The organism is Sphingomonas sp. GC_Shp_6 (genome assembly GCF_026540835.1).
Taxonomy (GTDB): domain Bacteria; phylum Pseudomonadota; class Alphaproteobacteria; order Sphingomonadales; family Sphingomonadaceae; genus Sphingomonas.
Genome location: NZ_JALNUO010000003.1, coordinates 188722 through 212533 on the forward strand (window position 1 = coordinate 188722; position 23812 = coordinate 212533).

At 68.9% G+C, this 23812-nt stretch carries 29 protein-coding genes and 2 tRNA genes; 10 read left to right on the top strand and 21 right to left on the bottom strand.

The genetic code is table 11. From position 1 onward, the window contains the following. Positions 1-140 precede the first annotated feature (140 nt). Positions 141-743, top strand: a complete 603-nt coding sequence (locus OXQ95_RS05335; RefSeq protein WP_267380395.1) for a fasciclin domain-containing protein — start codon at positions 141-143, stop codon at positions 741-743. Here the strand turns inward: OXQ95_RS05335 and OXQ95_RS05340 are convergent. Genes OXQ95_RS05340 through pgsA form a run of 3 tightly spaced genes read right to left on the bottom strand, consistent with a single transcriptional unit; the run spans position 740 to position 1991 of the window. Then, positions 740-1183, bottom strand: coding sequence for a molybdenum cofactor biosynthesis protein MoaE (locus tag OXQ95_RS05340; RefSeq protein ID WP_242095556.1), 444 nt, complete (start codon positions 1181-1183; stop codon positions 740-742). The two genes, OXQ95_RS05335 and OXQ95_RS05340, sit on opposite strands and share 4 nt — an antisense overlap. Then, the gene (moaD, locus tag OXQ95_RS05345; RefSeq protein ID WP_267380397.1) at positions 1180-1431 is read right to left on the bottom strand and encodes a molybdopterin converting factor subunit 1; all 252 of its coding nucleotides are present in this window, start codon (positions 1429-1431) and stop codon (positions 1180-1182) included. The genes OXQ95_RS05340 and moaD overlap by 4 nt, the downstream gene beginning before the upstream one ends. An 8-nt stretch (positions 1432-1439) precedes the next feature. Further along, a complete protein-coding gene (pgsA, locus tag OXQ95_RS05350; protein ID WP_267380399.1) occupies positions 1440-1991 on the bottom strand; it encodes a CDP-diacylglycerol--glycerol-3-phosphate 3-phosphatidyltransferase in 552 nt (183 codons plus the stop codon). A 115-nt stretch (positions 1992-2106) separates the two neighbouring features. Between pgsA and OXQ95_RS05355 the strand changes: the two genes are divergently transcribed. Next, complete coding sequence (locus OXQ95_RS05355; protein WP_267380669.1) at positions 2107-3402, top strand: MFS transporter; 1296 nt, start codon at positions 2107-2109, stop codon at positions 3400-3402. A gap of 64 nt (positions 3403-3466) precedes the next feature. Here the strand turns inward: OXQ95_RS05355 and OXQ95_RS05360 are convergent, their stop codons facing one another. Further along, the gene (locus tag OXQ95_RS05360; protein WP_242095552.1) at positions 3467-3634 is read right to left on the bottom strand and encodes a hypothetical protein; all 168 of its coding nucleotides are present in this window, start codon (positions 3632-3634) and stop codon (positions 3467-3469) included. Positions 3635-3741: 107 nt separating this feature from the next. On the opposite strand from OXQ95_RS05360, the gene OXQ95_RS05365 reads away from it, so the two are divergent. After that, the gene (locus tag OXQ95_RS05365) at positions 3742-4206 is read left to right on the top strand and encodes a GreA/GreB family elongation factor (RefSeq protein ID WP_267380401.1); all 465 of its coding nucleotides are present in this window, start codon (positions 3742-3744) and stop codon (positions 4204-4206) included. A gap of 30 nt (positions 4207-4236) precedes the next feature. Here the strand turns inward: OXQ95_RS05365 and OXQ95_RS05370 are convergent. Then, positions 4237-4312: transfer RNA gene (locus OXQ95_RS05370), tRNA-Ala, on the bottom strand. Positions 4313-4394: 82 nt separating this feature from the next. Continuing rightward, positions 4395-4721: a TIGR02300 family protein gene (locus tag OXQ95_RS05375; protein ID WP_242095550.1), complete on the bottom strand. Its 327-nt coding sequence runs from the start codon at positions 4719-4721 to the stop codon at positions 4395-4397. Positions 4722-4825: 104 nt separating this feature from the next. On the opposite strand from OXQ95_RS05375, the gene aroA reads away from it, so the two are divergent. From aroA to OXQ95_RS05410, 7 genes are all read left to right on the top strand, one after another. Further along, a complete protein-coding gene (gene aroA / locus OXQ95_RS05380; protein ID WP_267380403.1) occupies positions 4826-6187 on the top strand; it encodes a 3-phosphoshikimate 1-carboxyvinyltransferase in 1362 nt (453 codons plus the stop codon). Beyond that, positions 6181-6810, top strand: coding sequence for a d(CMP) kinase (locus OXQ95_RS05385; RefSeq protein WP_267380405.1), 630 nt, complete (start codon positions 6181-6183; stop codon positions 6808-6810). The genes aroA and OXQ95_RS05385 overlap by 7 nt, the downstream gene beginning before the upstream one ends. Before the next feature lie 307 nt (positions 6811-7117). Next, positions 7118-8836 (top strand): 30S ribosomal protein S1, encoded by a 1719-nt coding sequence (gene rpsA, locus OXQ95_RS05390; protein ID WP_242095547.1) that lies wholly within the window; start codon positions 7118-7120, stop codon positions 8834-8836. A gap of 137 nt (positions 8837-8973) precedes the next feature. Beyond that, positions 8974-9252 (top strand): integration host factor subunit beta, encoded by a 279-nt coding sequence (locus tag OXQ95_RS05395; protein WP_242095546.1) that lies wholly within the window; start codon positions 8974-8976, stop codon positions 9250-9252. A 65-nt stretch (positions 9253-9317) separates the two neighbouring features. Then, positions 9318-9401, top strand: a tRNA-Leu gene (locus OXQ95_RS05400). Between the two features lie 59 nt (positions 9402-9460). Further along, positions 9461-10831: an ABC transporter substrate-binding protein gene (locus tag OXQ95_RS05405; protein ID WP_267380409.1), complete on the top strand. Its 1371-nt coding sequence runs from the start codon at positions 9461-9463 to the stop codon at positions 10829-10831. 5 nt (positions 10832-10836) lie between these two features. Beyond that, a complete protein-coding gene (locus OXQ95_RS05410; RefSeq protein ID WP_242095544.1) occupies positions 10837-11244 on the top strand; it encodes a DUF4112 domain-containing protein in 408 nt (135 codons plus the stop codon). Here the strand turns inward: OXQ95_RS05410 and OXQ95_RS05415 are convergent. From OXQ95_RS05415 to OXQ95_RS05485, 15 genes are all read right to left on the bottom strand, one after another. Beyond that, positions 11214-11957, bottom strand: coding sequence for a ribonuclease T (locus OXQ95_RS05415; RefSeq protein ID WP_267380411.1), 744 nt, complete (start codon positions 11955-11957; stop codon positions 11214-11216). The genes OXQ95_RS05410 and OXQ95_RS05415 overlap by 31 nt on opposite strands. Beyond that, positions 11954-12412: a hypothetical protein gene (locus OXQ95_RS05420; protein WP_242095542.1), complete on the bottom strand. Its 459-nt coding sequence runs from the start codon at positions 12410-12412 to the stop codon at positions 11954-11956. The genes OXQ95_RS05415 and OXQ95_RS05420 overlap by 4 nt, the downstream gene beginning before the upstream one ends. 27 nt (positions 12413-12439) lie before the next feature. Further along, positions 12440-13276: a carboxylating nicotinate-nucleotide diphosphorylase gene (nadC, locus tag OXQ95_RS05425; protein WP_267380413.1), complete on the bottom strand. Its 837-nt coding sequence runs from the start codon at positions 13274-13276 to the stop codon at positions 12440-12442. A 323-nt stretch (positions 13277-13599) separates the two neighbouring features. Further along, the gene (nadA, locus tag OXQ95_RS05430; RefSeq protein WP_267380415.1) at positions 13600-14598 is read right to left on the bottom strand and encodes a quinolinate synthase NadA; all 999 of its coding nucleotides are present in this window, start codon (positions 14596-14598) and stop codon (positions 13600-13602) included. Between the two features lie 2 nt (positions 14599-14600). Continuing rightward, positions 14601-15218, bottom strand: coding sequence for a DUF4230 domain-containing protein (locus tag OXQ95_RS05435; protein WP_267380671.1), 618 nt, complete (start codon positions 15216-15218; stop codon positions 14601-14603). A 77-nt stretch (positions 15219-15295) separates the two neighbouring features. Then, the gene (locus OXQ95_RS05440; protein ID WP_267380672.1) at positions 15296-16132 is read right to left on the bottom strand and encodes an MBL fold metallo-hydrolase; all 837 of its coding nucleotides are present in this window, start codon (positions 16130-16132) and stop codon (positions 15296-15298) included. A gap of 256 nt (positions 16133-16388) precedes the next feature. Then, the gene (grxD, locus tag OXQ95_RS05445) at positions 16389-16700 is read right to left on the bottom strand and encodes a Grx4 family monothiol glutaredoxin (RefSeq protein WP_242095538.1); all 312 of its coding nucleotides are present in this window, start codon (positions 16698-16700) and stop codon (positions 16389-16391) included. 13 nt (positions 16701-16713) lie between these two features. Next, complete coding sequence (locus OXQ95_RS05450; protein ID WP_267380417.1) at positions 16714-16944, bottom strand: BolA family transcriptional regulator; 231 nt, start codon at positions 16942-16944, stop codon at positions 16714-16716. Position 16945: 1 nt separating this feature from the next. Next, entirely contained in the window at positions 16946-17269 is a 324-nt protein-coding gene (locus tag OXQ95_RS05455) for a DUF1476 domain-containing protein (protein WP_267380418.1), read from the bottom strand. A 71-nt stretch (positions 17270-17340) separates the two neighbouring features. Beyond that, on the bottom strand, positions 17341-18684 hold the full coding sequence (locus tag OXQ95_RS05460; RefSeq protein ID WP_267380419.1) for an FAD/NAD(P)-binding protein: 1344 nt from the start codon (positions 18682-18684) through the stop codon (positions 17341-17343). A gap of 3 nt (positions 18685-18687) precedes the next feature. Beyond that, entirely contained in the window at positions 18688-19692 is a 1005-nt protein-coding gene (locus OXQ95_RS05465; RefSeq protein ID WP_267380421.1) for an NADPH:quinone oxidoreductase family protein, read from the bottom strand. Further along, positions 19655-20284 carry a 3-isopropylmalate dehydratase small subunit gene (leuD, locus tag OXQ95_RS05470; protein WP_267380422.1) on the bottom strand — a complete coding sequence of 210 codons (630 nt, stop codon included), beginning with the start codon at positions 20282-20284 and terminating at the stop codon, positions 19655-19657. The genes OXQ95_RS05465 and leuD overlap by 38 nt, the downstream gene beginning before the upstream one ends. A gap of 106 nt (positions 20285-20390) precedes the next feature. Further along, positions 20391-21827, bottom strand: a complete 1437-nt coding sequence (leuC, locus tag OXQ95_RS05475) for a 3-isopropylmalate dehydratase large subunit (RefSeq protein ID WP_267380424.1) — start codon at positions 21825-21827, stop codon at positions 20391-20393. Positions 21828-21895: 68 nt separating this feature from the next. Beyond that, the gene (locus OXQ95_RS05480) at positions 21896-22690 is read right to left on the bottom strand and encodes an N-acetylmuramoyl-L-alanine amidase (RefSeq protein WP_267380426.1); all 795 of its coding nucleotides are present in this window, start codon (positions 22688-22690) and stop codon (positions 21896-21898) included. After that, entirely contained in the window at positions 22687-23736 is a 1050-nt protein-coding gene (locus OXQ95_RS05485) for a hypothetical protein (protein WP_267380428.1), read from the bottom strand. The genes OXQ95_RS05480 and OXQ95_RS05485 overlap by 4 nt, the downstream gene beginning before the upstream one ends. Positions 23737-23812: the final 76 nt, after the last annotated feature.

Consider the following 23812-nt stretch of genomic DNA (forward strand, 5'->3'; position numbering starts at 1 on the left):
TGTCCCCTTCACGGTCATCCGCCATCTAGGCACGCCCGCCGGCAATTTCCAGACCGTTCGGTACAGGATTGCCGGGGCGGGATTTCGGAACCCATGGCCCGCTCCGGTCGTATCTTCGCCGGAACAACCGGAGAGTGTCCATGACCGAACTATCCCTTATCGCGCTCGCGGCCGCGCTTGCCACCGGCCAGGCGGCCACCCCCACCGCGCCCGCGCCCATGCAGGCGGCCCCCGCCGCCGCGGGAACGACCGCCGCCAATCCCACCGTCGGCGGTGCGGCGATGCTGCCGACGCAGACGGTGGTGCAGAATGCATCCGCCGCGCCCAACCTGACCACGCTCGTCGCCGCGGTGAAGGCCGCGGGGCTGGTGCCGACGCTGTCGGGCCCCGGCCCCTTCACGGTCTTCGCGCCCACCAACGACGCGTTCGGCCATCTCGCGCCCGGAACCGTCGACAATCTGCTGAAGCCCGAGAACAAGCCGACCCTGGTCAAGGTCTTGACCTATCACGTCGTGCCCGGCACCATCACGTCGGCGCAGTTGAAGCAGATGGTGACCGCGGGCGGCGGCACTGCCAAGCTGACCACCGTCGAGGGCGAGCCGCTCACGGTGACGCTGGTCAACAACATCGTCACGCTGACCGACGTGCACGGCAACAAGAGCTATGTCGAAACCGCCGACGTGAAACAGGCCAACGGCGTGGTGCACGTCGTCAACGGCGTCGTGCTGCCGACCGTCAACTAGGGCCCGTCCCAGCGCGCCGCGGCGGCATCGTCCGCGGCGCGCGCCTCGACCCAGCCGGCACCCGCCGGCCGGGTCTCGCGCTTCCAGAACGGCGCATCGGTCTTCAGCCGGTCGATCAGATAGGCGCAAGCCTCGAGCGCCGCCGACCGGTGCGCCGCCGCCGCCGCCACGAACACGATCGCGTCGCCCGGATGCATCGGCCCGACGCGGTGGACGATCGTCGCCGCGCCCAGCGCCCAGCGCGCCACCGCTCCCTCGGCCACGCGCGCCAGCGCTGCCTCGGTCGCGCCGGGATAATGTTCGAGCTCCAGCACCGAGACGCCGTCGTCGGCGCGCACATGGCCCGCGAAGGTGGCGACCGCGCCACAGCCCGGCGCCTGCGTCGCCGCCATCTCCGCGGCCAGGTCGATCGCCGCGGGCGACACGTGGATGCGGATCATCCGCCCGTCACCGGCGGAAAGATCGCCACCTCGCGCGCGTCCCCCAGCGGCGTGTCGAGCCCGACGAACTCCTGGTCGATCGCCGCGCGCAGCCGCCCGCGATCGGCGAAGGCCGCGGCATGGCCCTCGCTGCGCGTGGCGAGCCAGTCGATCAGATCGGCGAGCGTGGCGATGCCGGGCGGCGGCGCGACGGTCTCGGCGCCCGTACCGACGCGTTCGCGCACCCAGGCGAAATACAGCATCTGCATGGGCGCGCTCAGTCCATGTGCCGCAGGCCGACGCGCAGATAGTCCCAGCCCGTCACCAGCGTCAGCACCGCCGCACCCCACAAGGCCGCCAGCCCGACATCGGCGATCCACGTCTCCAGCGGCGCGGCGCCGCCGAGAATCAGCGCGCCCAGCGCCACGAGCTGCAGCGTCGTCTTCCATTTGGCCAGCCGCGACACCGGCACCGACACCTGCACCTGCGCCAGGAACTCGCGCAGACCCGATACCGCGATCTCGCGCAGCAGGATGACCAGCCCGGCGATCACATGGATGCCCGCGATCTGCCGCGTGGCGACCAGCATCAGGATGACCGCCGCCACCATGATCTTGTCCGCGATCGGATCGAGAAAGACGCCCAGCCGCGACACCGCGCCCTGCGCGCGCGCCAGATAGCCGTCGAAATAGTCGGTGATCCCCATCGCGCAGTAGAGGAGGAACGCGACGCCGTAGCCCGCCGCCCATGCCGGCCACCACAGCAGGGCTACCAGCAGCGGCAGCGCGACGATCCTCGAAAGCGTCAACACGTTGGGAAGCGAAAGCATTCCCCTCCCTAGACCCGGCATCCGAAAAGCGGAACCGGCTTTGGCATTGGCAGCGGCGATCGGGCTCGGCTATGATTGGACCGCAATTTCGCCACGATCGAGGCTCTTTCTTCCCATGCTCAACGCGCTCGGCCTGCTGAAAGAGCGCCGTTTCCTGCCGCTGTTCGCCACGCAGTTCCTGGGCGCGTTCAACGACAACCTGTTCAAGCAATCGATGGTGCTGTTCGCCACCTACGAGATCTTCAACGATCCGCATGGCGAGGCCAATTTCAACGCGCTGGCGACGGGGCTGTCGATCCTGCCCTTCTTCTTCCTCTCGGCCCTGTCGGGGCAATTGGCCGATTCGCACGACAAGGCGCGGATCATCCGCATCGTGAAGACCTGCGAGATCGGGATCATGATCGTCGGATCGGGCGGGCTGTTGCTCGCGCATGCGGGGCACGACCGGATCGGGCTGGCGCTGATGCTGGCCGCGGTGCTGCTGCTCGGCATCCATTCGACCTTTTTCGGGCCGATCAAATACGCCATCCTGCCGCAGCATCTGCCCGCGGGCGACGTGCTGGGCGGCACGGGGCTGGTCGAGGCGGGCACCTATCTCGCGATCCTGACGGGCACGATCGTCGCCGGCTTCCTGTCGCGCCATGTCGAACAGGCGACCGTGGCGGTGCTGGTGGTGGCGGCGCTCGGCTGGTTCGCCGGCCGCGCGGTGCCCTCCGCCCCGCGCGAGGGGCCGCCCCTGAAGCTCGAACTCAACCCCTTCACCGCATCGTGGCGGCTCATCAGCGCGACGCTGCACGTGCCCCGGCTTTTCCTCGCGATCCTGGCGATCAGCTTCTTCTGGACGATCGGCGCAGTGCTCATCATCGTCTTCCCGCCACTGGTGAAGAACGTGCTGACCGCCAACGAGCAGGTCGCAAGCTTCGTGATCGCGGTGTTCTCGGTGGGCGTGGCGGTGGGCTCCGTCGTCATCAACACGATGCTCAAGGGGCGGATCTCGGCCAAATTCTCGCCCGCCTCGGTGATCGCCATGGGCGTGTTCGTGTGCCTGTTCTCGCTGCTCGCGCGCCATTGGACGCCGGCCCCCGCCGGCACCTATTACGACTGGGCGGGGTTCATCCAAGAGCCCGGCGCGATCCCCGTCCTGCTCTGTCTACTGGCGATCGCGACCACGGGCGGCATGTTCGTCGTGCCGCTCTACGCGTTCCTGACGACCACGGTGGAAAAGGACCAGACCGCGCGGACGGTGGCGGCGAACAACGTCGTCAACGCCGGATGCATGGCGCTCGGCTCGGTCGCGGTGCTGCTGATCTCGGGGGCGGGCGTGGGGCCAGCCGACATGCTGTTCCTGGTGGCCGCCATGTGCCTGTTCGCCGCGTGGCTGGCGCAGAAGCTGCACCGCGCCTGCGACTAGCGGCTGACGTCACCCCCGCTCGGTACGAACGGATTTTCGCGCCGGATCGAACCAGCGCCCAGCCTCAGAACAGGAAGCTGTAGAAGCAGGTGAAAAACGCCGCGAAGCTCAGCAGGAAGAGCTTCACGTCGTGATCGTCGTTGCGGAGCGCATTGCGCGTCGCGGGCGGCGGCAGCGACGCGCGAAACGGATGGCGGGCGGATTCGTTGGTGAGGACAAGGCGTCTGGTCATGGCGAGGATGTTAACGCCGCGTTTACGATTTCGACCAGCCCCAAAGGTGGTTAAGCCCGTGCCGTCCGGCAGCGGGACACAACAGGATTAACGAAAGGATAAGATCCGTGAGCGTGGCATTCCGGCGCGAAAGCGACGAGGAACACAAGGAACCGCGCTTCGAACTGCCGGTGCCGCAAGGGCCCAATCTGGTCACCAACGCGGGGCTGGCGCTGATCGCGGAGCGGATCGCGACGCTTACGGCGGGCATTGCCGGTGCGCAGGGCGAAGCGGCCGAGGCGCTCCGGCGGGATCTGCGCTACTGGCAGACGCGCCACGCCACAGCGATGCTCACGGCGCCGCCCGCGGACGGCAGCGCGGGCTTCGCCACGCGCGTCGCCTTCCTGCTGAACGGCAAGCCGCGCACGATCGCGATCGTCGGCGACGACGAAGCCGACCCGAAGCACGACCGGATCGCCTATTCCGCGCCGCTCGCCCGCGCACTGAGCGGCGCGGAGCCCGGCGAGACGCTGGCCTTTGCCGGCCGCGACGACGCGATCACGCTGCTGTCGGTGACGCCGCTGGAAATGTAAGGAGGCCCGTCATCGGGCCGGGTGGAAGGATGGTGGAGCCGAGGGGGATCGAACCCCTGACCTTTCGCATGCCATGCGAACGCTCTCCCAGCTGAGCTACGGCCCCCAACCTTCCGGGAGGCAGCCCACTAGCCGTGGACCGCGCCCTTGGCAAGCGGCTCATCGCCGCCTGCCAAGGAATTTTCAAATCAATGCTCGTCGTCGCTCGTAGGCGCTTCCACGCCCAGATCGTCGTCGCCGCCGAGATCGACCTCGTCGTCGGCCGAAGGCTCTTCATCCTCGCCGGTGATGGCGTTGATGTCCTCCTCGTCCTCGCCCTCGAGATCGGCGTCCGCCTTCTTCGTGTCGGGCTTGGCCTGCTCGAACGGCAGCGGCTGCTTGGACTTCAGGATCGGCTCGGGCTCCCAGGTGTTCCCGCAGTTGATGCAGGTGACGGGATCGTCCTTGGTGAGATCGTAGAAACGCGTCGCGCATTTCGGGCACGTACGCTTCGTGCCCCATTCCGGCTGTATCATGGCCGTGCAGAACCTTTCGGATATAGGATGTTCGCAGGGGTGCCCCGGCAAAGTGGGGCGCGCCTTGCCATAGCACAAGCCGGCTGTCAAAGACGCGGCGCTCCATGCCACACCCCCTTCCCACCCCCTTCGAAACGCGCTCGCGCGGCCCCCTGGCCGGCCGCACGCCGGTGCCCGGCGACAAATCGATCAGCCACCGCGCGCTGATGTTTTCCGGGCTCGCGGTCGGCACCAGCCGGATTACGGGGCTGCTTGAGGGCGAGGACGTGCTCGCCACCGCCGCCGCGATGCGCGCGATGGGCGTGGGCGTCGAGCGCGAGGCGGACGGCACCTGGCGCGTCGACGGCGTCGGCGTCGGCGGGCTGCTCCAGCCGGACGCAGCGCTGGAGATGGGCAATTCGGGCACCTCGACGCGGCTGCTGATGGGGCTGGTCGCCAGCCACCCGATCACCGCCACCTTCACCGGCGATGCCTCGCTGTCGGGCCGGCCGATGGGGCGCGTGATCGATCCGCTGGCGCAGATGGGGGCGGACATCACCGCCTCGCCGGGCGCCGACGGCAAGGGCGGCCGGCTGCCGCTGATGGTCCGCGGCATCACGCCGGCGGTGCCGATAACCTATACGCTGCCCGTCGCCTCGGCGCAGGTAAAGTCCGCGGTGCTGCTGGCCGGGCTGAACACGCCGGGCCTCACCCGCGTGATCGAGCCGGTGCCGACGCGCGACCATAGCGAGCGGATGCTCGCCGGCTTCGGCGCCGAGATCACCGTCGAGCAGACCGAGGCCGGCCGCGTGATCGCGATCCGCGGCGAGGCGGAACTGAAGCCGCAGACGATCGTCGTGCCCGGCGACCCCTCCTCCGCCGGCTTCTGGATGGTCGCCGCCTCGATCGTGCCGGGATCGGATGTGACGCTCATCGGCGTCGGCCTCAATCCCACGCGCGCCGGGCTCGTCACCGCGCTGCGGATGATGGGAGCGGACATCACCGAAATCGATCCGCGCACGGTCGGCGGCGAGCCGGTGGCCGACCTGCGCGTGCGCCACGCCGCACTCTCCGCGATCGACGTGCCGCCCGATCTCGCGCCCAGCATGATCGACGAATATCCCGTGCTGTTCGTCGCCGCCGCCTTTGCGGAGGGCCGGACGCTCGCGCGCGGGGCGCACGAGCTGCGCGTCAAGGAATCGGACCGGATCGCGACGATGGCGGCGGCGCTGCGCGCCTGCGGCGTGGCCTGCGAGGAGCATGACGACGGCATGACGATCACCGGCACCGGCGGCGCGCCGATCGCAGGCGGCGGCGCCGTCGCCACCCGGCTCGATCACCGGATCGCGATGAGCATGGTGGTCGCGGGGCTTCACGCCACCCGCCCGATCCGGATCGACGATGTCGCGCCGATCGCCACGAGCTATCCCGCCTTCTTCGGCACGCTCGACGCGCTGGCGCCGTCGGCGGAGGGCACCGCATGCTGATCGCGGTCGACGGTCCCGCCGCATCGGGCAAGGGCACGATCGCCAAGGCGCTGGCGCGGCATTACCGGCTGCCGCATCTCGACACCGGGCTGCTCTACCGCGCGGTCGCGTGCATGGTCGAGCGGATGGAGCTGGATCCGGCGAACGAGGCGGATGCGGTGGCGGCCTGCGGCTTTGACGATTCGTTGCTCGACGATCCGGCGCTGCGCGACGACGCGGTGGGGCAGCGCGCCTCCATCGTGTCCGCACACCCGCTGGTCCGCGCCGCCCTGCTCCAGCGCCAGAAGCGGTTCGCGAACCAGGTGGGCGGCGCGATCCTCGACGGGCGCGACATCGGCACGGTGATCGCGCCCGATGCGGACGCCAAGCTGTTCGTGAAGGCCACGCCGCAGATCCGCGCGCGCCGCCGCCACACCGAGCTTCAGGCGCGCGGCGACAAGACGAGCTTCGACACCGTGCTCGCCGACATCCGCGCGCGCGACGAGCGCGACAGCAGCCGCTCGGCGGCGCCGCTGGTGATGGCGAAGGACGCGGCGTTGCTCGATACCAGCTTCCTGTCGATCGAGATGAGCGTGCTGAAGGCGATTGCGCTGGTGGACGCGCAGGCGGCCGCGAAAGCGTAGCGACGTGGGGGCCCTCGCGGGCTGCCTGCGCCGCCGATCCGTGGCTCAACTTCGCCGACGTATCGCCCGCCCGGGCATCTTGCCGAAACCCCCGTCATCGGCTATGGCCCGCCCGTCCGGCGAGCCGATGCTCGCGGAGGTCGGTGCGGAGCTCGTCTCACGCGCCCTTTTCGCATGATGCGTCGAGATCCTCCGCGAACCCGTCCCGACGGATGCCGTGCCGGCATCCGGTCGCTGCGGCAATGCGAAGGCCAAGACCACCGGAGACAACCGGTTGGCCGGAAAACCACTAGGAACGCTTGCACTTATGGCAACCCAGGTAATGCCCAGCCGCGATGATTTCGCCGCGATGCTCGATGACATGTTCGGCGGCGCCGACAGCTTCGAGGGACGCGTCGTTCACGGCACCGTGACCGGCATCGAGAACGACATGGCCGTCATCGACGTCGGCCTGAAGAGCGAAGGCCGCGTGCCGCTGCGCGAGTTCGCCGCGCCGGGCCAGAAGGCCGAGCTGAAGATCGGCGACGAAGTCGAGGTCTATGTCGACCGCGTCGAGAACATGCACGGCGAAGCGATGCTCAGCCGCGATCGCGCCCGCCGCGAAGCCGCATGGGACAAGCTGGAAACCGAATTCTCCAAGACGACCCGCGTCGAAGGCGTGATCTTCGGCCGCGTCAAGGGCGGCTTTACCGTCGACCTGAACGGCGCCGTGGCGTTCCTGCCCGGCTCGCAGGTCGACATCCGCCCGGTCCGCGACGTGACCCCGCTGATGGACATCCCCCAGCCCTTCCAGATCCTGAAGATGGACCGCAAGCGCGGCAACATCGTCGTCAGCCGCCGTGCCGTGCTCGAAGAGACGCGCGCCGAGCAGCGTTCGGGCCTCATCCAGAGCCTGGCCGAGGGCCAGATCATCGACGGCGTCGTCAAGAACATCACCGATTACGGTGCGTTCGTGGATCTGGGCGGCATCGACGGCCTGCTCCACGTCACCGATCTCAGCTACAAGCGCGTCGGCCATCCGTCGGAAGTGCTGAACATCGGCGACACCGTGAAGGTGCAGATCATCCGCATCAACAAGGACACGCAGCGCATCAGCCTCGGCATGAAGCAGCTGGAGAGCGATCCCTGGGATGCGGCCTCGGTCAAGTACCCGGTCGGCGCGAAGCTTTCGGGCCGCGTCACGAACATCACCGAATATGGTGCGTTCGTCGAACTGGAGCCGGGCATCGAGGGCCTCGTCCATGTCAGCGAGATGAGCTGGACCAAGAAGAACGTCCATCCGGGCAAGATCGTCTCCACCTCGCAGGAGGTCGACGTGATGGTGCTCGAGGTCGATCAGGACAAGCGCCGCATCAGCCTCGGCCTGAAGCAGGCCCAGGCCAATCCCTGGGAGGCTTTCGCCACCGCGCATCCCGTCGGCTCGACCGTCGAGGGCGAAGTCAAGAACGCCACCGAGTTCGGCCTGTTCATCGGGCTCGACAACGATGTCGACGGCATGGTCCACATGTCCGACATCGCGTGGGGCGTTTCGGGCGAGGACGCGCTCAACCTGCATCGCAAGGGTGAGACGGTTCAGGCCGTGGTGCTCGACATCGACGCCGAGAAGGAGCGCATCTCGCTCGGCATGAAGCAGCTCGAGCGCGGCGGCCCGGCGGCCGGCGGGATCGCCGCTGCCGGCGATCGTCTCGGCAAGAACGCGATCGTCACCGTCACCGTGCTCGAAGTCCGCGATGCGGGCCTCGAGGTCCAGGCAGGCGACGATGGCGCGGCGGGCTTCATCAAGCGCACCGATCTCGGCCGTGACCGCGACGAGCAGCGCCCCGAGCGCTTCCAGGTCGGCCAGAAGTTCGACGCGATGGTGACCGGTTTCGACCGTTCGAAGAAGCCCACCTTCTCGATCAAGGCGATGCAGATCTCCGAAGAGAAGCAGGCGGTTGCGCAATATGGTTCGTCCGATTCGGGCGCGACGCTGGGCAACATCCTGGGCGAGGCCCTGAAGGCGCGCGGCGAACAGTCGAAGGGCTGAACTGCCGCAAATCAGGGGGCTGGCATGTCGCAAGGCGTGCCGGCCCCTTTTTTTATTCCTATGCGTCCACGACATTGCCTCCCCACCTAACCTCCATCAATAGATCCAGCCGGTAACGCCTGGAAGGATTGATAAAGGTGATTCGTTCGGAGCTTGTGCAAAGACTGGCAGAGACCAATCCGGAGCTCGCCATGCGTGATGTCGATGCCATCGTCGGCACCTTCTTCGACGAGATCTGCAAGCGCCTCGCCGCCAATGGCCGCGTCGAACTCCGCGGCTTCGGCGCCTTTTCCACCCGCGAGCGCGATGCACGCGCCGGCCGCAATCCGCGCACGGGCGAAATGGTGGCGGTGGACGCGAAGCGCGTCCCCTATTTCAAGCCGGGCAAGGAAATGCGCCTCCGCCTGAACGTCTGATCCCGTCCATCCGGCGGAGCGCGCTTGACGCCCGCCTGCCAGTGGGCTTGTCCTGTCCGTGATGCGTGGACGTGGCGGAATCGGTAGACGCTGCCGACTTAAAATCGGTTTCCTTCGGAGTACGGGTTCGAGTCCCGTCGTCCGCACCATCCTGTCGGCCGGGCTGCTCGTCACCGCGAGCTGCGATCATCGGCCGGATTCCGGCCCCGTGGTGGTCAGCGCGATCGGCGCGACACCGATGCTGGCCGACGCCCGCCGCGGCGAACCCGACCTAACGTCGCGCATCCTGACCGATGCGGTTGCCCAGGGTCTGGTCCGATTCGACGCGTCCGGCCAGGTCGAATCCGGTCTCGCCGAGCGGTGGACCGTGATCGATGACGGCATGAGCTACATCTTCCGGCTGCGCGATCTGGAATGGACCGATGGTGCCCCGGTAACCGCGGAACAGGTCGTCACGCTGCTGAAACGGCAGATTGCGCCCCAGTCGCGCAATCCCCTCGCGCCGTTCCTCACCGCGATCGACGACATCGTCGTCATGACCCCACAGGTGATCGAGATCCGCCTGCAACGGCCCCGCCCCGATTTGCTGAAACTGTTCGCCCAGCCAGAAATGGCATTGCTGCGGATCAGGCCACCGGGCGGAAGCGGCCCGTTCCGCATCCTGCGCGGCCGGCGCGCACCGCTGCTGCAGCCCGCGCCCGATCCCGACCGGGCCGATCCGGACGAGGATCGCAAACCCGCGCCCGAAGACGACGTGCTGCTGATCGGCGAACGCGCCGCACGGGCCATCGCGCGCTTTGCGCACCATGATTCGGATCTGGTGACCGGCGGCAGCTTCGCCGATTGGCCGCTGATCGCGACCAGCGGGACCGCCGCCGCCAACGTCCGCGTCGATCCTGCCGCCGGGATATTCGGCCTGGCGGTGGTCGATCGCAGCGGCTTCCTCGGCGATCCGGCGAACCGCACCGCGGTGGCGCAGGCGCTGGACCGCACCGCGATCCTCGGCGCTGTTTCCGCCGGGTGGGCGCCCACCGAACAGTTGCTGCCCGAACAGCTCGATTCGGCCGCGCCTCCGACAAGCCCCGCCTGGACGCAACTGGCGGCCGGCGACCGTATCGCCGGTGCAAGGGCGCGCGTCGCGTCATGGGCGGTCAAGCCGCTGACGCTCCGCATCGCCCTGCCCCATGGCCCCGGGGCGACGCTGCTGTTCGGCCAGATCGCGGCGTCGCTGATCGGGATCGGTATCGCCCCCGAACGCGTCGGCATGGATGCCCCCGCCGATCTGCGGCTGATCGACCGGGTGGCGCCCTATGACAGCGCGCGCTGGTATCTGGCCACGGCCTGCGTCGTCTGCAGCGACGCCGCGCAGCAGGCGCTGGAGGCCGCCCGTCAGGCCCCGACGCCTGCGGAGCGGGCGCAGCGGATCGCCGCGGCTGACATCGCCCTGACCGAGGATGCGGCGTTCATTCCGCTGGCGCGGCCGCTACGCTGGTCGCTGGTCGCGCTTCGCCTCGGGGCATGGCAGCCCAATGTGCGGGCGTGGCACCCGTTGAACCGGCTGCGCACGGCCCCCAACTGAAGGTCATGGCCAACACCCGCATCTTCGCCGAACCGCTGCCGATCGGCCGCGATCCCGCCTCGGTCCGCCGCCGCGTCGAAGCGGTCGAAAAGGTGATGGAGGGGCTGTTCGTCATTCCCGGCATCAACCGCCGGGTCGGGCTCGACGTGATCCTCGATCTCCTTCCCTTCGCCGGCAGCAGCATCGCCGCCGCGGTGGGCGCATGGATGGTGTGGGAAGCGCGCAACATCGGCATGTCGAAGACACAGATCGCGCGCATGTTCGGCAATGTCGGGGTCGACTGGGCGCTGGGGATGATCCCCTGGGTGGGCGCGATCCCGGATTTCTTCTTCCGTTCGAACACGCGCAACCTGCGGATCATCAAGCGCCACCTCGACCGGCATTATCCCGCGTCGGTCACGCTCGACGGCTGACCGCGCCCGCCGCGCCAGATCTTCAATGACGCCTGCCGATCGATCCCGCCCGAGTGCGCGGGGCAGCGCGTATAGATGAAGCGCTTGTCGAGGCAGATCCAAAGCTCGTCCAGCCAGCCCCGGGGATTGGCGGTCACGCGGATCATGTCCGCGGTCATGCCGGGATTGGCCGCGGCAAAGGCGTCGGCCAGCATACCGGCGTTCAGCGCAGGACGCCGTGAAAGCGCGGCCATGTCGGGGTAACGGAGCTTCGCATACAGTCCGGTCGAACGGCCGAAATAGGCGGAGGGCTGGAGATCGGCCATACAGGTGCCGTGCTTGGCCCATTCGTGCTGGAGCAACTGGGCGGAGGGCGTCGCGCACATCGCGCCCTTGATGACGGCCTGCGGCAGCAGGCCGGTGTCGCGGCAATATTGCGGCCATTCCTTGCCAACGCCATCGGGCCACAAACCGTGAAGCGAAAAGCCGAACCGCGCGCTGCTTGCGCATTCGAAAGCGGCGGCGGGCTTGTTCGCGCTGCCATAGCAATATTCGGGCACCCAGGTGATCGCGAGCGTGTAGCTGCCGATCGGCAGCACGCGGCGCGGCTGGTCCGCGCTCGGCGTTTCGGCATGGACGGGCTGCGGCCCGGAAGGCGGGGTGCAATGCAGCGCCTGCGCCTGGACGGATCCGGCCGCCAACAGACCGATGGCAGCGAGCGACAAACGGATCATAGCGGCATCTCCTCGTTGCGGCCGACCGGGACATCGGCGTTTCTTGCGGCGAACCAAAGCCGGGCATCGGCACGGAACAGCATCCACACCGCCACCGCGTTCAGCGCGATCGAGACGAGGTTGCCGATCCCCTGCGGCGTCATCGGGCGCATCGCCACCGCCAGCCCATAGAACGCCGGGATCGCGCTGAACGCGAAGAAGATCGTCACGATCCACTTGGCCACCAAAGATCCGGTGCGTGCCGTGAAATACCACAGCAGCAGCGTGATCGCCGAAACCAGCACGATCCCGATACCCAGCACGGTCGGCGCGAACGCAGGCGACAGGCGCGCGACGGCAGGGTTCGCGCGCATCGCGGCGGTGAGCGCGGGCCAGAAGGCGAGCGTGTTGAGCAGCCAGATCGCGAACGATCCAAGATAGCAGCGTTCGAAATTCACGATCGACGGTGGTCGCATGATTCCCCCCTTTGGTGCCGGCGCCGGTCAGGCGGTGGCGAAATCCAGCCCGATATCGGCGGCGGGCGCCGACTGGGTCAGGCGGCCGACCGACACATAGGTGACGCCCGTCTCGGCGATCGCGCGGATCGTGTCGAGCGTGACTCCGCCCGATGCCTCGGTCGGCACGCGGCCGCCAACGAGCGTCACCGCGCCGCGCAGCACCGGCGGGGTCATGTTGTCGAGCAGCAAGTGAGTCGCCCCGGCGGCGAGCGCGGGTTCGATCTGGTCCACGCGGTCGACCTCGACGATGATCCGCGCGATGCCGCCGTCGCGCGCGCGCCGGACGGCGGTGGCGATGTCGCCGGCGACCGCCACGTGATTGTCCTTGATCATCGCCGCGTCCCACAGGCCCATGCGGTGGTTCTGCGCGCCGCCCATGCGGGTGGCGTATTTCTCCAGGAGACGCAGGCCGGGGATCGTCTTGCGCGTGTCGAGCAGCGTGGCGCCCGTGCCCATGATCCGGTCGACATAGCTGCGCGTCAGCGTGGCGATGCCGGACAGATGCTGAACGGTGTTCAGCGCCGAGCGTTCGGCGGTGAGCATCGCACGCGCCGCCCCCTCCATCCGCAGGAGCGCGGTGCCGGCCGGAACCTGCGCGCCATCCTCCACCAGCCGTTCGATCCGAACGCGGGGATCGAGCGCGCGGAAGAACGCCTCGGCGATCGCGAGGCCGGCGACGGCGATGGCGTCGCGGCTGGCCATCACGCCGACGAAGCGCGCATCGGCCGGGATGACCGTAGCGGAGGTGATGTCGCCGGCGTCGCCCAGATCCTCGGCCAGCGTGGCGGCGACGAAGGCGGCGACGTCGAAGCCGGAGATCATCGTGCGCCCGGAAGTTGGCGAAGGTGCCACGCCGCGCGCCCGGCGGAGCGGCCATGAAGAGGGATGTGGAGCATCGTCATGCTTCCGATCCTACAGGGGGCGCCCCGTGTAGGACAGAGCCGCCGGCCGCATCGGGATCGTGGCGGCCAACCGTTCGTCGCATCGGCTGGCCGGCCCGTGACGAACGGGTTCACACGGAGGCGCGGAGGCGCGGAGAAGTAACCCGCGCGGAGCGCCTTCACACTTTTCATGAGAGGCCGCTGACGCGGCCGAATGCTCTTCTCCGCGCCTCCGCGCCTCTGCGTGAATCTCTCTCGGCGCCCTTAGTCCCCCGTCACGCGCACGGGGCCGAGGTCGCCCATCCCCACCGACCCGCTCGCCATGGCGAGCATCGCGTCGAGGCTCTTCTTCGCGCGCAGCCGAAGCCCTTCCTCGATCTCGATCCGCGGCTCCAGATCGCGGAGCGCGACGTACAGCTTCTCCATCGTATTGAGCGCCATATAGGGGCAGATGTTGCAGTTGCAGTTGCCGTCCGCGCCGGGCGCGCCGATGAAGCGCTTGGCCGGCAGCGCCTTTTCCATCTGGTGGATGATGTGCGGTTCGGTCGCGACGATCAGCGTGTCGCCCGAGAAGCCTTGCGCGAATTCGAGGATGCCGCGCGTGGATCCGACGTAATCGGCGTGGTCGAGGATCACCGCGGGGCATTCGGGATGGGCTGCCACGGGCGCGCCGGGATGCTGCGCCTTCAGCTTCATCAGCTCGGTCTCGCTGAACGCCTCGTGCACGATGCACACGCCCGGCCATAGCAACATATCGCGCCCGGTCTTGCGGCTGAGATAGCCGCCCAGATTGCGGTCGGGGCCGAAGATGATCTTCTGTTCGGGCGGGATCAGCGACAGGATCTTCTCGGCGGACGAGCTGGTGACGATCACGTCGGACAGGCCCTTCACCTCCGCCGAACAGTTGATGTACGTCAGCGCGATGTGATCGGGATGCTGCGCGCGGAAGGCGGCGAATTGTTCGGGCGGGCAGCTATCCTCCAGGCTGCACCCTGCATCCATATCGGGCAGCACCACGATCTTCTGCGGGCTCAGGATCTTGGCGGTTTCTGCCATGAAGCGCACGCCGCAAAAGGCGATCACATCGGCATCCGTCTCGGCGGCCTTGCGGCTGAGATCGAGGCTGTCGCCGACGAAATCGGCGATGTCCTGGATTTCGGGCTTCTGGTAATAATGCGCCAGGATCACGGCGTTGCGCTCGCGGCGCAGGCGATCGATCTCGTCGCGGAGATCGACTCCGGTCGGGTGGCGGTGCAGTTCCATCGTCATTTCCCCAGGACTTCGGCAGGCGAGCGGCTGGTGTCCCAACGCTCGGTGGAAGAGGTCGGCTCGTCGGCGAAGCGCACCGTGACGGTGGCATCGACGCCGGCGGCGCGCAGCGGCATCGCGAAACTGCGCTCGACCGCGCGGCGAGTGGCATCGCGCGCCAGCGACAGCATCGGCGCGGCGCGCGCCTGGTGCAGCAATTCGGCCTGGCCCGCGCGGCGATTGGCGGCGTCGAGCACGCTGTCCGCATCGGTCAGGTGCGACAGCACGCCGCCCGAGCCATAGGTGCGCAGCGCGTTGAGATCGATCTGCGGCCCGTCGATCTCGACCGGCGGCAGCGTCACCGCCAGCGTCTTCGTCGCCGCGTTCCACGCCACGTCGCGCTGCTCGAGCTTCGCCAGATCCACCTCGTAGCGCACCATCCCCGGCATGATGAGCGTCTTCTCGGTCGAGAAGCCCATCTGCGATTGGCGCGAGGTGGTGACCGCCACGAAGCGCGCGGCGAAGGCGGACAACCGGTTCTGCTCGCGCAGCCCCGCCAGGCTCGCGCTGGCGATCGTTGTGGGATCGGGCGCGAGCCGCATGCCGATATAGCGCTGCACGGCCCATGCGGCCATCAGCCCGGCCAGCACCAGCAGCACGAGCACGCCCGCCGCCTTGGCGAGGAAACTCCCCACGCCGCCACGCCGCGGGGTCAGATCGTCCGCCACATCGCATCCTCTTCGGTCACCAGCGCGCGATGGCGCAGGTCGTACAGATGCGCCAGCACCGATCGTGCGGCGGCGGGCAGCATCCGCGCGTTCAGCCCGACATACATCAGCGCGGTAAGGCCCGGCACGTCCTTCGGACCCGCGCGCAGCAGGCGCAGGATCTGCCCTTCGCGCTGCTTGCGATGGCTGAGCAACCCGCGCACGAAACGCTGCGGGTTCTCCACCGCCTCGCCATGCCCGGAATAATAGATCCGGTCGTCGCGGCGCATCAGCTTGTCCAGGCTGGCCATATAGGCGGCCATGTCGCCATCGGGCGGCGAGACGATCGTGGTGGACCAGCCCATAACGTGATCGCCCACGAACAGCGCGCCCGTCTCGGGCAGCGCGAAGGCGAGATGGTTGGAGGTGTGGCCCGGCGTCGCGATCGCGGTAAGCGTCCAGCCGTCGCCGCCGATCGTGTCGCCCTCCGCCATCACCCGATCGGGCGCATAGTTCGCGTCGAACGCGGTTTCCGTTGAGGCGAAGGGTGCGGCGCCCAAGATCGGCGCTCCCGTCATCGCGCGCAGCGGCCGGCTCGCCGGGCTGTGGTCGCGGTGGTGATGAGTTACGAGGATCGCACGGACAGGACGGCCGGCGATCGCAGCCTGAAGCGCCGCCAGATGCGCGGGATCGTCCGGCCCCGGATCGATCACCGCGAGATCGCCGGCGCCGACGATGTGCGTTTGCGTGCCGGTGTGCGTAAAGGGCGAGGGATTGGGCGCGAGCACGCGCGTGACCAGCGGCTCGAGCTGGATCGGAATGCCGGTCGGATGCTCGCCCATCACCGCGAGATGGCCGCTCGGACGGTTCAAGGCAAGGGGCGCGACCGCCGGGCTCGCCGGGAGGGCGGATCGCCTGTCGGCCGGATTTACAACCGGGCGGGCTGCCGCGATCGCGTTAACCACCGTAACGCCCGGTTTCGCGCGATTGGGGCGATCTGGCACGCGCGGTGCTACGTAAGCAGCAGCCGAGCGTCTGACGCTTCAGCAGGGCGGGTCTTCGCTGCTACCGATCTCGCAAGACCCGCCCGCACCCGGCTCATTTGGCGAACAGTTGCGCCAGCTCGCCGCTTTCGTACATTTCCATCATGATATCGGACCCACCGACGAACTCGCCATTCGCATAGAGCTGCGGGATGGTTGGCCAGTCCGAATAGGCCTTGATGCCTTGGCGGATGCCCTGATCCTGCAGCACGTCGACGCTGTCGAACTCGACGTTCAGATGGTTGAGGATCGCGACCGCGCGGCTGGAAAAGCCGCATTGCGGGAACAGCGGGCTGCCTTTCATGAACAGCACCACGGGCTTTTCCTTCACGATCGCGTCGATCCGGGCTTGTGCGTCGTCGGTCATCTCAATCATCCTCTCACGAAACCGCGGTGGTGAGCTGGAGTGCGTGGAGCACCCCGCCCATGCGGCCGCCGAGCGCCGCATACACCGCCTGATGCTGCTTCACGCGGGACAGGCCCGCAAAACTGGGTGCGACGACGCGCGCCGCATAATGATCGCCGTCGCCCGCGAGATCGGTGATCTCCACCACCGCGTCGGGGATCGCCTCGCGGATCATGCCAGCGATATCGTCGGCCGCCATCGGCATCTTATTGCGCCTTCATGAGCTGGCGACGCGCCTCGATCATATGCTCGTCGAGCGCGCGGCGCACCGCGGTATCGTCGATCTCCACGCCGGCCGCCGCCAGATCGCCGACGAGCTTGCGCACCACGTCCTCGTCGCCCGCTTCCTCGAATTCGGCATGGACCACCGATCGCGCATAGGCTTCCGCCTCTTCTGGGGTGAGCTGCATCAGCCCCGCCGCCCAATGGCCGAGCAGCCGATTGCGGCGCGCCACGATCCGGAACGCCATTTCCTCGTCGCGCGCGAACTTGGTCTCGAAGGCGCGTTCGCGTTCGTCGAAAGTGGTCATTGGCGTCCCCGGATTGCGTTAGTCTGGGTGCGAGATAGGCGCGCCCGACCCAGCGTGCAACGGCGGCCCGGCTACAGCCCCTCCCCGCCCACCCAATGCGCGTTGGCCAGGCGGCGCGCGAGCGTCCAGCTCTGCACGCGCAGATCGGGCACCGCGACCACCTCCCACAATCCGCCGCGCGTCATCGGGCCGACGCAGCACAGCCGCGGATCGGGGGTGCCGTCAGCGCGGATCACACGCGACTGCGCATCGACGTCGATGCCGAGCCGCAGCGGATCGGGCCGGATCGCGCCGCGCGCGGCCAGGGTGCGCAGCAGCGGGTCGTCGCTGCGGACCAGATCGCCCTGCGGGCCGGTGCAGTTCACGATACGCGCGGCGTTCACCGTCTCGCTGGTTTCGCCATGACGCGGGGTCCAGCGCAGCGTGACGCCCGCCCCATGCGCGACCGCCTCGACGATCCGCCCGCCCGCGAAGCGCAGCCGGCCGTCCGCGACCATCGCGTCGATCCGGTCCGCCACCGCCGGCGCGAGCCGGTGGCGGTGCGCGTCCCAATAGGGGCGCAGGTGGCGCAGGAAGCGCGCGCGGACCGCATCGTCGCTCGCCGCCCAAAGCCGCTGAGTCACGGGACGCAGCGCATCCACCGCGACGCGCCAGCCGTCGCGCGCCGCCTCCGCCCGGACCTGGGCGACCAGCGCGGAGAGCGACCCCTCGGGCGGGTCCTGGCGCGCGCGCTTCGGCGGCAGGCCGTCCAGATGCCGGTGCGGCCGCATGCCGCGCCGCGACAGCGCGAGCACGGGGCCGGCAAACCCCGCCGCTTCCAGCTTCAGCGCGACGTCGATCGCGGTCAGGCCGGTGCCGATCAGCACCACCACATCGTCGGGCCGCAATCCCTCGGCGATATCGCCGCGCCAGGGATCGCCGACATAGGCGCCCGCGGGAAGCCGCGCGGGGTCGATCCCGGGCGGGGTGTGCGGCGGCAGATTGCCCGTCGCCAGCACCACGCTATCCGCCGCGAGCATTTGGTCGGCGATGGTCACGCCGTCGCCCACGTCGCTCACGTCGCCGGTGGCGAGCGTCAGCCGACCGGGCTGGGCCACGCGCATTTCCGCCAGCGTTTCCGCGAGATAGGCGCCATAGGTCGCACGCGGCACGAAGCTTTGTGCATCGCCCGCGCCGCGCGCCGCCGCCCAGCGCGCGAAATGGCCGGGATCGTCGGGAAAGGCGCTCATCCCGCCCGCGCGGACGTTGAGCAACTGGTCCGCGCCGGTTGCGCTATAGGCGACGCCGCGCCCGATCCGGTCGGCCGCCCGGTCGATCAGCGTGGCCCGGGGTCCTGCGAACCGCAGCAGGTTGATCGCGAGCAGCGTCCCGCTGAAGCCGCCGCCGACGATCGCGACATGGCCCGCCGGGTTCACGCCTCAGCCCCCGGCCACCTCGACCACCAGCTTGCCGATCGCGCCCCGCCCCGCCATCTTGGCGATCGCGTCGCCGCCGCGCTCGAACGCGAACGTCTCCGTCACGCGCGGGGCGATCCGGCCCTCCTCCCACAGGCGGAAGAGGTGATCCATATGCGCGGCGTTCGCCTTCGGATCGCGCGCCGCGAACGCGCCCCAGAACACACCGCACACGTCGCAGCTCTTGAGCAGGGTGAGGTTCAGCGGCAATCGGGGGATGCCGGCGGGGAAGCCGACCACCAGATAGCGGCCCTCCCACGCGATCGACCGCAGCGCGGGCTCGGCATAATCGCCGCCGACCGGATCGTAGATCACGTCCGCGCCGCCCTTGCCGACCGCCGCCTTGAACTGTTCGGCGAGCGCCTTGGACTGATCCTTGTCGAACGGTCCGCGCGGATAGACGAGCGTCGTGTCGGCGCCCGCCGCCTTGGCCGCCGCCGCCTTTTCCTCGGACGAAACCGCGGCGACGACGGTGGCGCCGAACGCCTTGCCGAGTTCGATCGCGGCGAGCCCCACGCCGCCGGCCGCACCCAGCACCAGCAACGTCTCGCTCGCCTTCAGATGGCCGCGATCGCGCAGCGCGTGAATCGTCGTGCCATAGGTCAGGATCAGCGAGGCGCCCTCGGCGAAGCTGCGCCCTTCGGGTAGGCGGTACATGCGCGCGGGATCGACCGCGACCTTCTCGACCAGGCCGCCATGACCGATCATCGCGATCACCCGGTCTCCCACCGTCCAGCCCGTGACGCCCTCGCCGATACTGTCGATCACACCGGCGATCTCGCCGCCGGGCGCGAAGGGGCGCTGAGGCTTGAACTGGTATTTGTCCTCGATGATGAGCACGTCGGGATAGTTGATCGCGCAGGCCCGCACCGCGACCACCACCTGCCCCGGCGCCGCGACCGGATCGGGCGCGTCGGCCAGTTCCAGCGTTTCAGGTCCGCCCGGCGCCCTCGACAGCAATGCCCGCATATCCGCTCTCCCGCTGGAGCCAGGGGCGGTGATCCGCCACCTCATGCTCGAATTTCGAAATCGCGGTATCCCTTGCCAGCGTCAGCCCGACCTCGTCCAGCCCCTCCATCAGGCATTGGCGACGGAACGCGTCGAGTTCGAAGACGAACCGATCCTGGAACGGCGTGGTGACCGTCATCGTCTCCAGATCGATCGTGATCGGCTGTTCGCGTGCGACTGCGATCAGCCGGTCGACCGCGGGCTGCGGCAGCACGACCGCGACGATGCCGTTCTTGAACGCGTTGCCCGAAAAGATGTCGGAAAAGCTCGGCGCGATCACCGCGCGCACGCCCATGTCGGCGAGCGCCCAGGCGGCGTGCTCGCGGCTGGAGCCACAGCCGAAATTGTCGCCCGCGATCAGGATCGGGCTGCCCGCATAGGCCGGATCGTCGAAGATGTTGCCCGGTTGCGCGCGCACCGTCTCGAACGCGCCGCGGCCCAGCCCCGCGCGGGTGATCGTCTTCAGCCAGTGCGCGGGGATGATGACGTCGGTATCGACGTTCTTCGCGCCCCACGGATAGGCGCGCCCGGCGACGGAGCGGACGGGGTTCATCGGTCGGCGATGGCGATCGTCGAGGGCGCCATGCGCGCCGAGGCGACATAGGCGGCCACGCCGCTGACAACCGTGCCGCAGATCAGCAATGCCAACACCTTGCGCATCATTCCGCTCCCATCAGATCACGTACATCGGCCAGCCGGCCCGTCACCGCCGCCGCCGCCGCCATCGCCGGGCTGACGAGATGGGTGCGCGCACCCGGCCCCTGCCGCCCGACGAAATTGCGGTTGCTGGTCGACGCGCAGCGTTCGCCCGGCGGCACCTTGTCGGGGTTCATGGCGAGGCACATCGAACAGCCCGGCTCGCGCCATTCGAAGCCGGCGCTCGCGAAGATCCGGTCGAGCCCCTCGGCCTCGGCCTGGCGCTTCACCAGCCCCGATCCGGGCACGACCAGCGCGCGCACCCCGTCGGCCACATGCCGCCCGTTCGCCACCGATGCGGCAGCGCGCAGATCCTCGATCCGGCTGTTGGTGCAGCTGCCGATGAAGACGTGCTGCACGGCCACGTCCTGCATCGCGGTGCCCGGTGTCAGCCCCATATAGGCCAGCGACTTGCGCGCCGCCTCGCGCTTGGACGGATCGGCGAAGCTGTCGGGATCGGGCACGGTGCCGGTGATCGGCACGACATCCTCGGGGCTGGTGCCCCAGGTGAGCGCCGGCGCGATGTCGGTCGCGTCCAGCCGTACCGTCCGGTCATAGGCGGCGCCCGGATCGGTCGCCAGCGCGCGCCACCACGTGACCGCGCGGTCCCATGCCACGCCCATCGGCGCCATCCGCCGGCCCTTCAGATAGGCGAAGGTCGTCTCGTCGGGCGCGACCAGCCCGGCGCGCGCGCCGCCCTCGATCGACATGTTGGCGACCGTCAGCCGCCCCTCGATCGAGAGGCCGCGGATCACCTCGCCGGTATATTCGATCACATGGCCGGTGCCGCCCGCCGCGCCGATCCGCCCGATGATCGACAGGATCACGTCCTTGGCCGACACGCCGAAGCCGAGCGTGCCGTCGACGCGCACCTCCATCGTCCGGGACGGGCTCAGAAGCAGCGTCTGCGTGGCGAGCACATGCTCGACCTCGCTGGTGCCGATCCCGAAGGCGAGCGCCCCCAGCGCACCATGCGCCGAGGTGTGGCTGTCGCCGCAGACCAATGTGGTGCCGGGCAGCGTGAAGCCCAGCTCCGGCCCGATCACATGGACGATGCCCTGTTCGGCCGCGGTCGCCTCGATATAGTCGATGCCGAATTCGGCGGTATTGCGGCGCAGCGCATCGAGCTGCTGCGCGCTTTCGGCGTCCGCGATCGGGATGAGCCGCCCGGCGGCGTCGACGCGCGGCGTCGTCGGCAGATTGTGATCGGGCACCGCCAGCGTCAGATCGGGCCGCCGCACCCGCCGGCCGGCAGCGCGCAGCCCCTCGAACGCCTGCGGGCTCGTCACCTCATGGACGAGGTGCCGGTCGATATAGATCAGGCAGGTGCCATCGTCGCGACGTTCCACGACATGGGCGTCCCAGATCTTTTCGTACAGCGTGCGTGGCCGGTCGGACATGACCGCACCCGGTAACCGAAACGGCCAGCGACGCAACCATTCTCCGCAACAATCGTGCTAGGACGAGGCTAATTCGCGGCGTCCAGCACGGCCCAGCATCGCGGGCCCACGATCCCGTCGGGAACGAGCCGGTGGGCCACCTGCCACGCGCGGACCGCCGCCTCGGTATGCGCGCCGAACACGCCATCGACGGGTTGCCCGATCGCCGCCTGCAGCGCCTTGACCCGATCGCCCGTGCCGCCGCGCCGCATCGTCGGCCGTGCCGCGTCGTCGGTGGCGGGAATGGCGGCCCGCACCGGACCCGAGCCGGCCATGATCGCCGCGACCGCCGCACGGAACGTGACCATGTCGAACAGCGGATCGTCCTTGCGGCCCTGGGGCAGCGCGAATTCCTTGTGGCCGGCGCACATGACGGCGTTGGCGCCGATCCGGCTGAGGATCGCCGCGACGCCGCGGCGGCAGGCATCGACCTGAACCTCGGGCCACGGCTCGACCGCCACGCCGTTCGACAGCCGCCCGTCATTTTCGGCCTCGATGCCGATGAAGCTCGTATTACCCGTGGTAATGCCCTGCCACGATCCCTGGCCCGCATGCTGCGCGAAGCCGGCGGCGACGAGGTAGAAGGTGCCATCGCGCCCGAGCGCGAGCTGCGACAGGGGCCCGCGCAGATCGGTGCGGCCATGCACGATCGTGTTCAGGCTCGGCATGTTGCCCGTCACCGCGCCGCAGCCGGTGTGATGGCAGAGAATGCCCTTGGGATCGCCCGCATCGGCCAGGCCACGCGTCTTCCAGCCGTCCACCGCGGCGACCTTCAAGCCCGCACCGAGCAGGACGTCCTCCAACCATGTCAATCGATAGGTCATGACCGCTCTCCCGCGACGCCGCCCGTCGCCGCCGGCAGCGCCCAGTCGGGAGTCGCATCCTCGGCCGCCAAGGGGTGATCACACAGGCAATCGCCCGACTCGTCGGCCTCGGCCGATCGCAGCGTGGCGGGCGGGGCGGCCGGCGGCATTACAGGCGATGCGACGGGCGGTACTGCGGGTTTTTCCGCCGCCGCCGCGGATGTCCGCGCCGACGCTCCCGCCTTGTCGAGCAGGTCGGGCACCAGCCGTTCGAAGAAACCGGCCACGAAGCCGAGCGCGAAAATCTGCATCCATCCCTGATGGGGATCGCACCCGTCCTGCCCGACCCTGCACGCTGCGCTCAGCGACGCGAAGCTCAGCCCGAAGCCGCCGCGCAACAGGCACAAGAAGATCGCACCCGCGACGATCCCGACCACCATCCGCAGCACGGCATCGCACAGGTTCGCGACCCATTGCAGATCGGGCAGCACGGTGCGCGACTTCAGGCCCATGGCGATCGACAGGAACGCGCCGAGCGCCCCGCCCCCGATGGCGATCAGCACGTCGTGCGTATAGACGGTCGTGACCGGCGAGGACGAGATCGCCCGCAGGCTCGTCAGCCACAGCGACAGGAACACCAGGACGACGATCGCCAGCGCCATGCCGAGATACTGGAAGCGGCCGATCGCCGTCCGCCCGTCGACGATCGCCGCCCGCACCGCCGTCAGTTGATGAAGCGCGCCGGCGGGATCCTCCTCCAGCGCCGAAATCAGCGCATCGGCGGTGCCGCGATCGAACCGCCGCCGGCGCGCCTTGGCACGGTAGCGATCGCTCGTTCGCCAACCGTCGATCAGGCCGTTGATATCGCCGCGCAGCGCCGCCAGCGGCACCATCGCCTTGCGCTGCGCCCCTTCGCGATCGGCATCGTCGGCGAACTGGACGCACACCCGCTTGGCGGTGCGATACACGCCGTACATGGGATCGTTGCGGGCATAGATCTCGCGAACCGGCTGCCCCGCCGGATCGAGTTCGCCGACCGCCAGATCGCCGATCTTCGCCCGCCCCATATCGCACCCCCACCCTTCTCGATCGGGCGCAGGCTAGAAGCGGGTGCCGGGAACGACGAGGCCGGACGCCTCCGTT

Bases quoted from the DNA above. Each gene is read 5' to 3' on its own strand.
- OXQ95_RS05410 (WP_242095544.1), top strand. From the start codon at position 10,837: ATGGCCAACACCCGCATCTTCGCCGAACCGCTGCCGATCGGCCGCGAT.
- moaD (WP_267380397.1), bottom strand. From the start codon at position 1,431: ATGCAGATGCTGTATTTCGCCTGGGTGCGCGAACGCGTCGGTACGGGC.
- OXQ95_RS05340 (WP_242095556.1), bottom strand. From the start codon at position 1,183: ATGATCCGCATCCACGTGTCGCCCGCGGCGATCGACCTGGCCGCGGAG.
- OXQ95_RS05450 (WP_267380417.1), bottom strand. From the start codon at position 16,944: ATGCCGATGGCGGCCGACGATATCGCTGGCATGATCCGCGAGGCGATC.
- OXQ95_RS05440 (WP_267380672.1), bottom strand. From the start codon at position 16,132: ATGGGCGAGCATCCGACCGGCATTCCGATCCAGCTCGAGCCGCTGGTC.
- OXQ95_RS05420 (WP_242095542.1), bottom strand. From the start codon at position 12,412: ATGCGACCACCGTCGATCGTGAATTTCGAACGCTGCTATCTTGGATCG.
- grxD (WP_242095538.1), bottom strand. From the start codon at position 16,700: ATGACCGACGACGCACAAGCCCGGATCGACGCGATCGTGAAGGAAAAG.
- nadC (WP_267380413.1), bottom strand. From the start codon at position 13,276: ATGATCTCCGGCTTCGACGTCGCCGCCTTCGTCGCCGCCACGCTGGCC.
- OXQ95_RS05435 (WP_267380671.1), bottom strand. From the start codon at position 15,218: ATGGCCGCATGGGCCGTGCAGCGCTATATCGGCATGCGGCTCGCGCCC.
- leuD (WP_267380422.1), bottom strand. From the start codon at position 20,284: ATGAACCCCGTCCGCTCCGTCGCCGGGCGCGCCTATCCGTGGGGCGCG.
- OXQ95_RS05415 (WP_267380411.1), bottom strand. From the start codon at position 11,957: ATGATCCGTTTGTCGCTCGCTGCCATCGGTCTGTTGGCGGCCGGATCC.
- OXQ95_RS05375 (WP_242095550.1), bottom strand. From the start codon at position 4,721: ATGATACAGCCGGAATGGGGCACGAAGCGTACGTGCCCGAAATGCGCG.
- aroA (WP_267380403.1), top strand. From the start codon at position 4,826: ATGCCACACCCCCTTCCCACCCCCTTCGAAACGCGCTCGCGCGGCCCC.
- rpsA (WP_242095547.1), top strand. From the start codon at position 7,118: ATGGCAACCCAGGTAATGCCCAGCCGCGATGATTTCGCCGCGATGCTC.
- nadA (WP_267380415.1), bottom strand. From the start codon at position 14,598: ATGGAACTGCACCGCCACCCGACCGGAGTCGATCTCCGCGACGAGATC.
- leuC (WP_267380424.1), bottom strand. From the start codon at position 21,827: ATGTCCGACCGGCCACGCACGCTGTACGAAAAGATCTGGGACGCCCAT.
- OXQ95_RS05355 (WP_267380669.1), top strand. From the start codon at position 2,107: ATGCTCAACGCGCTCGGCCTGCTGAAAGAGCGCCGTTTCCTGCCGCTG.
- OXQ95_RS05455 (WP_267380418.1), bottom strand. From the start codon at position 17,269: ATGACCACTTTCGACGAACGCGAACGCGCCTTCGAGACCAAGTTCGCG.
- pgsA (WP_267380399.1), bottom strand. From the start codon at position 1,991: ATGCTTTCGCTTCCCAACGTGTTGACGCTTTCGAGGATCGTCGCGCTG.
- OXQ95_RS05335 (WP_267380395.1), top strand. From the start codon at position 141: ATGACCGAACTATCCCTTATCGCGCTCGCGGCCGCGCTTGCCACCGGC.
- OXQ95_RS05465 (WP_267380421.1), bottom strand. From the start codon at position 19,692: ATGCGGGCATTGCTGTCGAGGGCGCCGGGCGGACCTGAAACGCTGGAA.
- OXQ95_RS05360 (WP_242095552.1), bottom strand. From the start codon at position 3,634: ATGACCAGACGCCTTGTCCTCACCAACGAATCCGCCCGCCATCCGTTT.
- OXQ95_RS05485 (WP_267380428.1), bottom strand. From the start codon at position 23,736: ATGGGGCGGGCGAAGATCGGCGATCTGGCGGTCGGCGAACTCGATCCG.
- OXQ95_RS05480 (WP_267380426.1), bottom strand. From the start codon at position 22,690: ATGACCTATCGATTGACATGGTTGGAGGACGTCCTGCTCGGTGCGGGC.
- OXQ95_RS05385 (WP_267380405.1), top strand. From the start codon at position 6,181: ATGCTGATCGCGGTCGACGGTCCCGCCGCATCGGGCAAGGGCACGATC.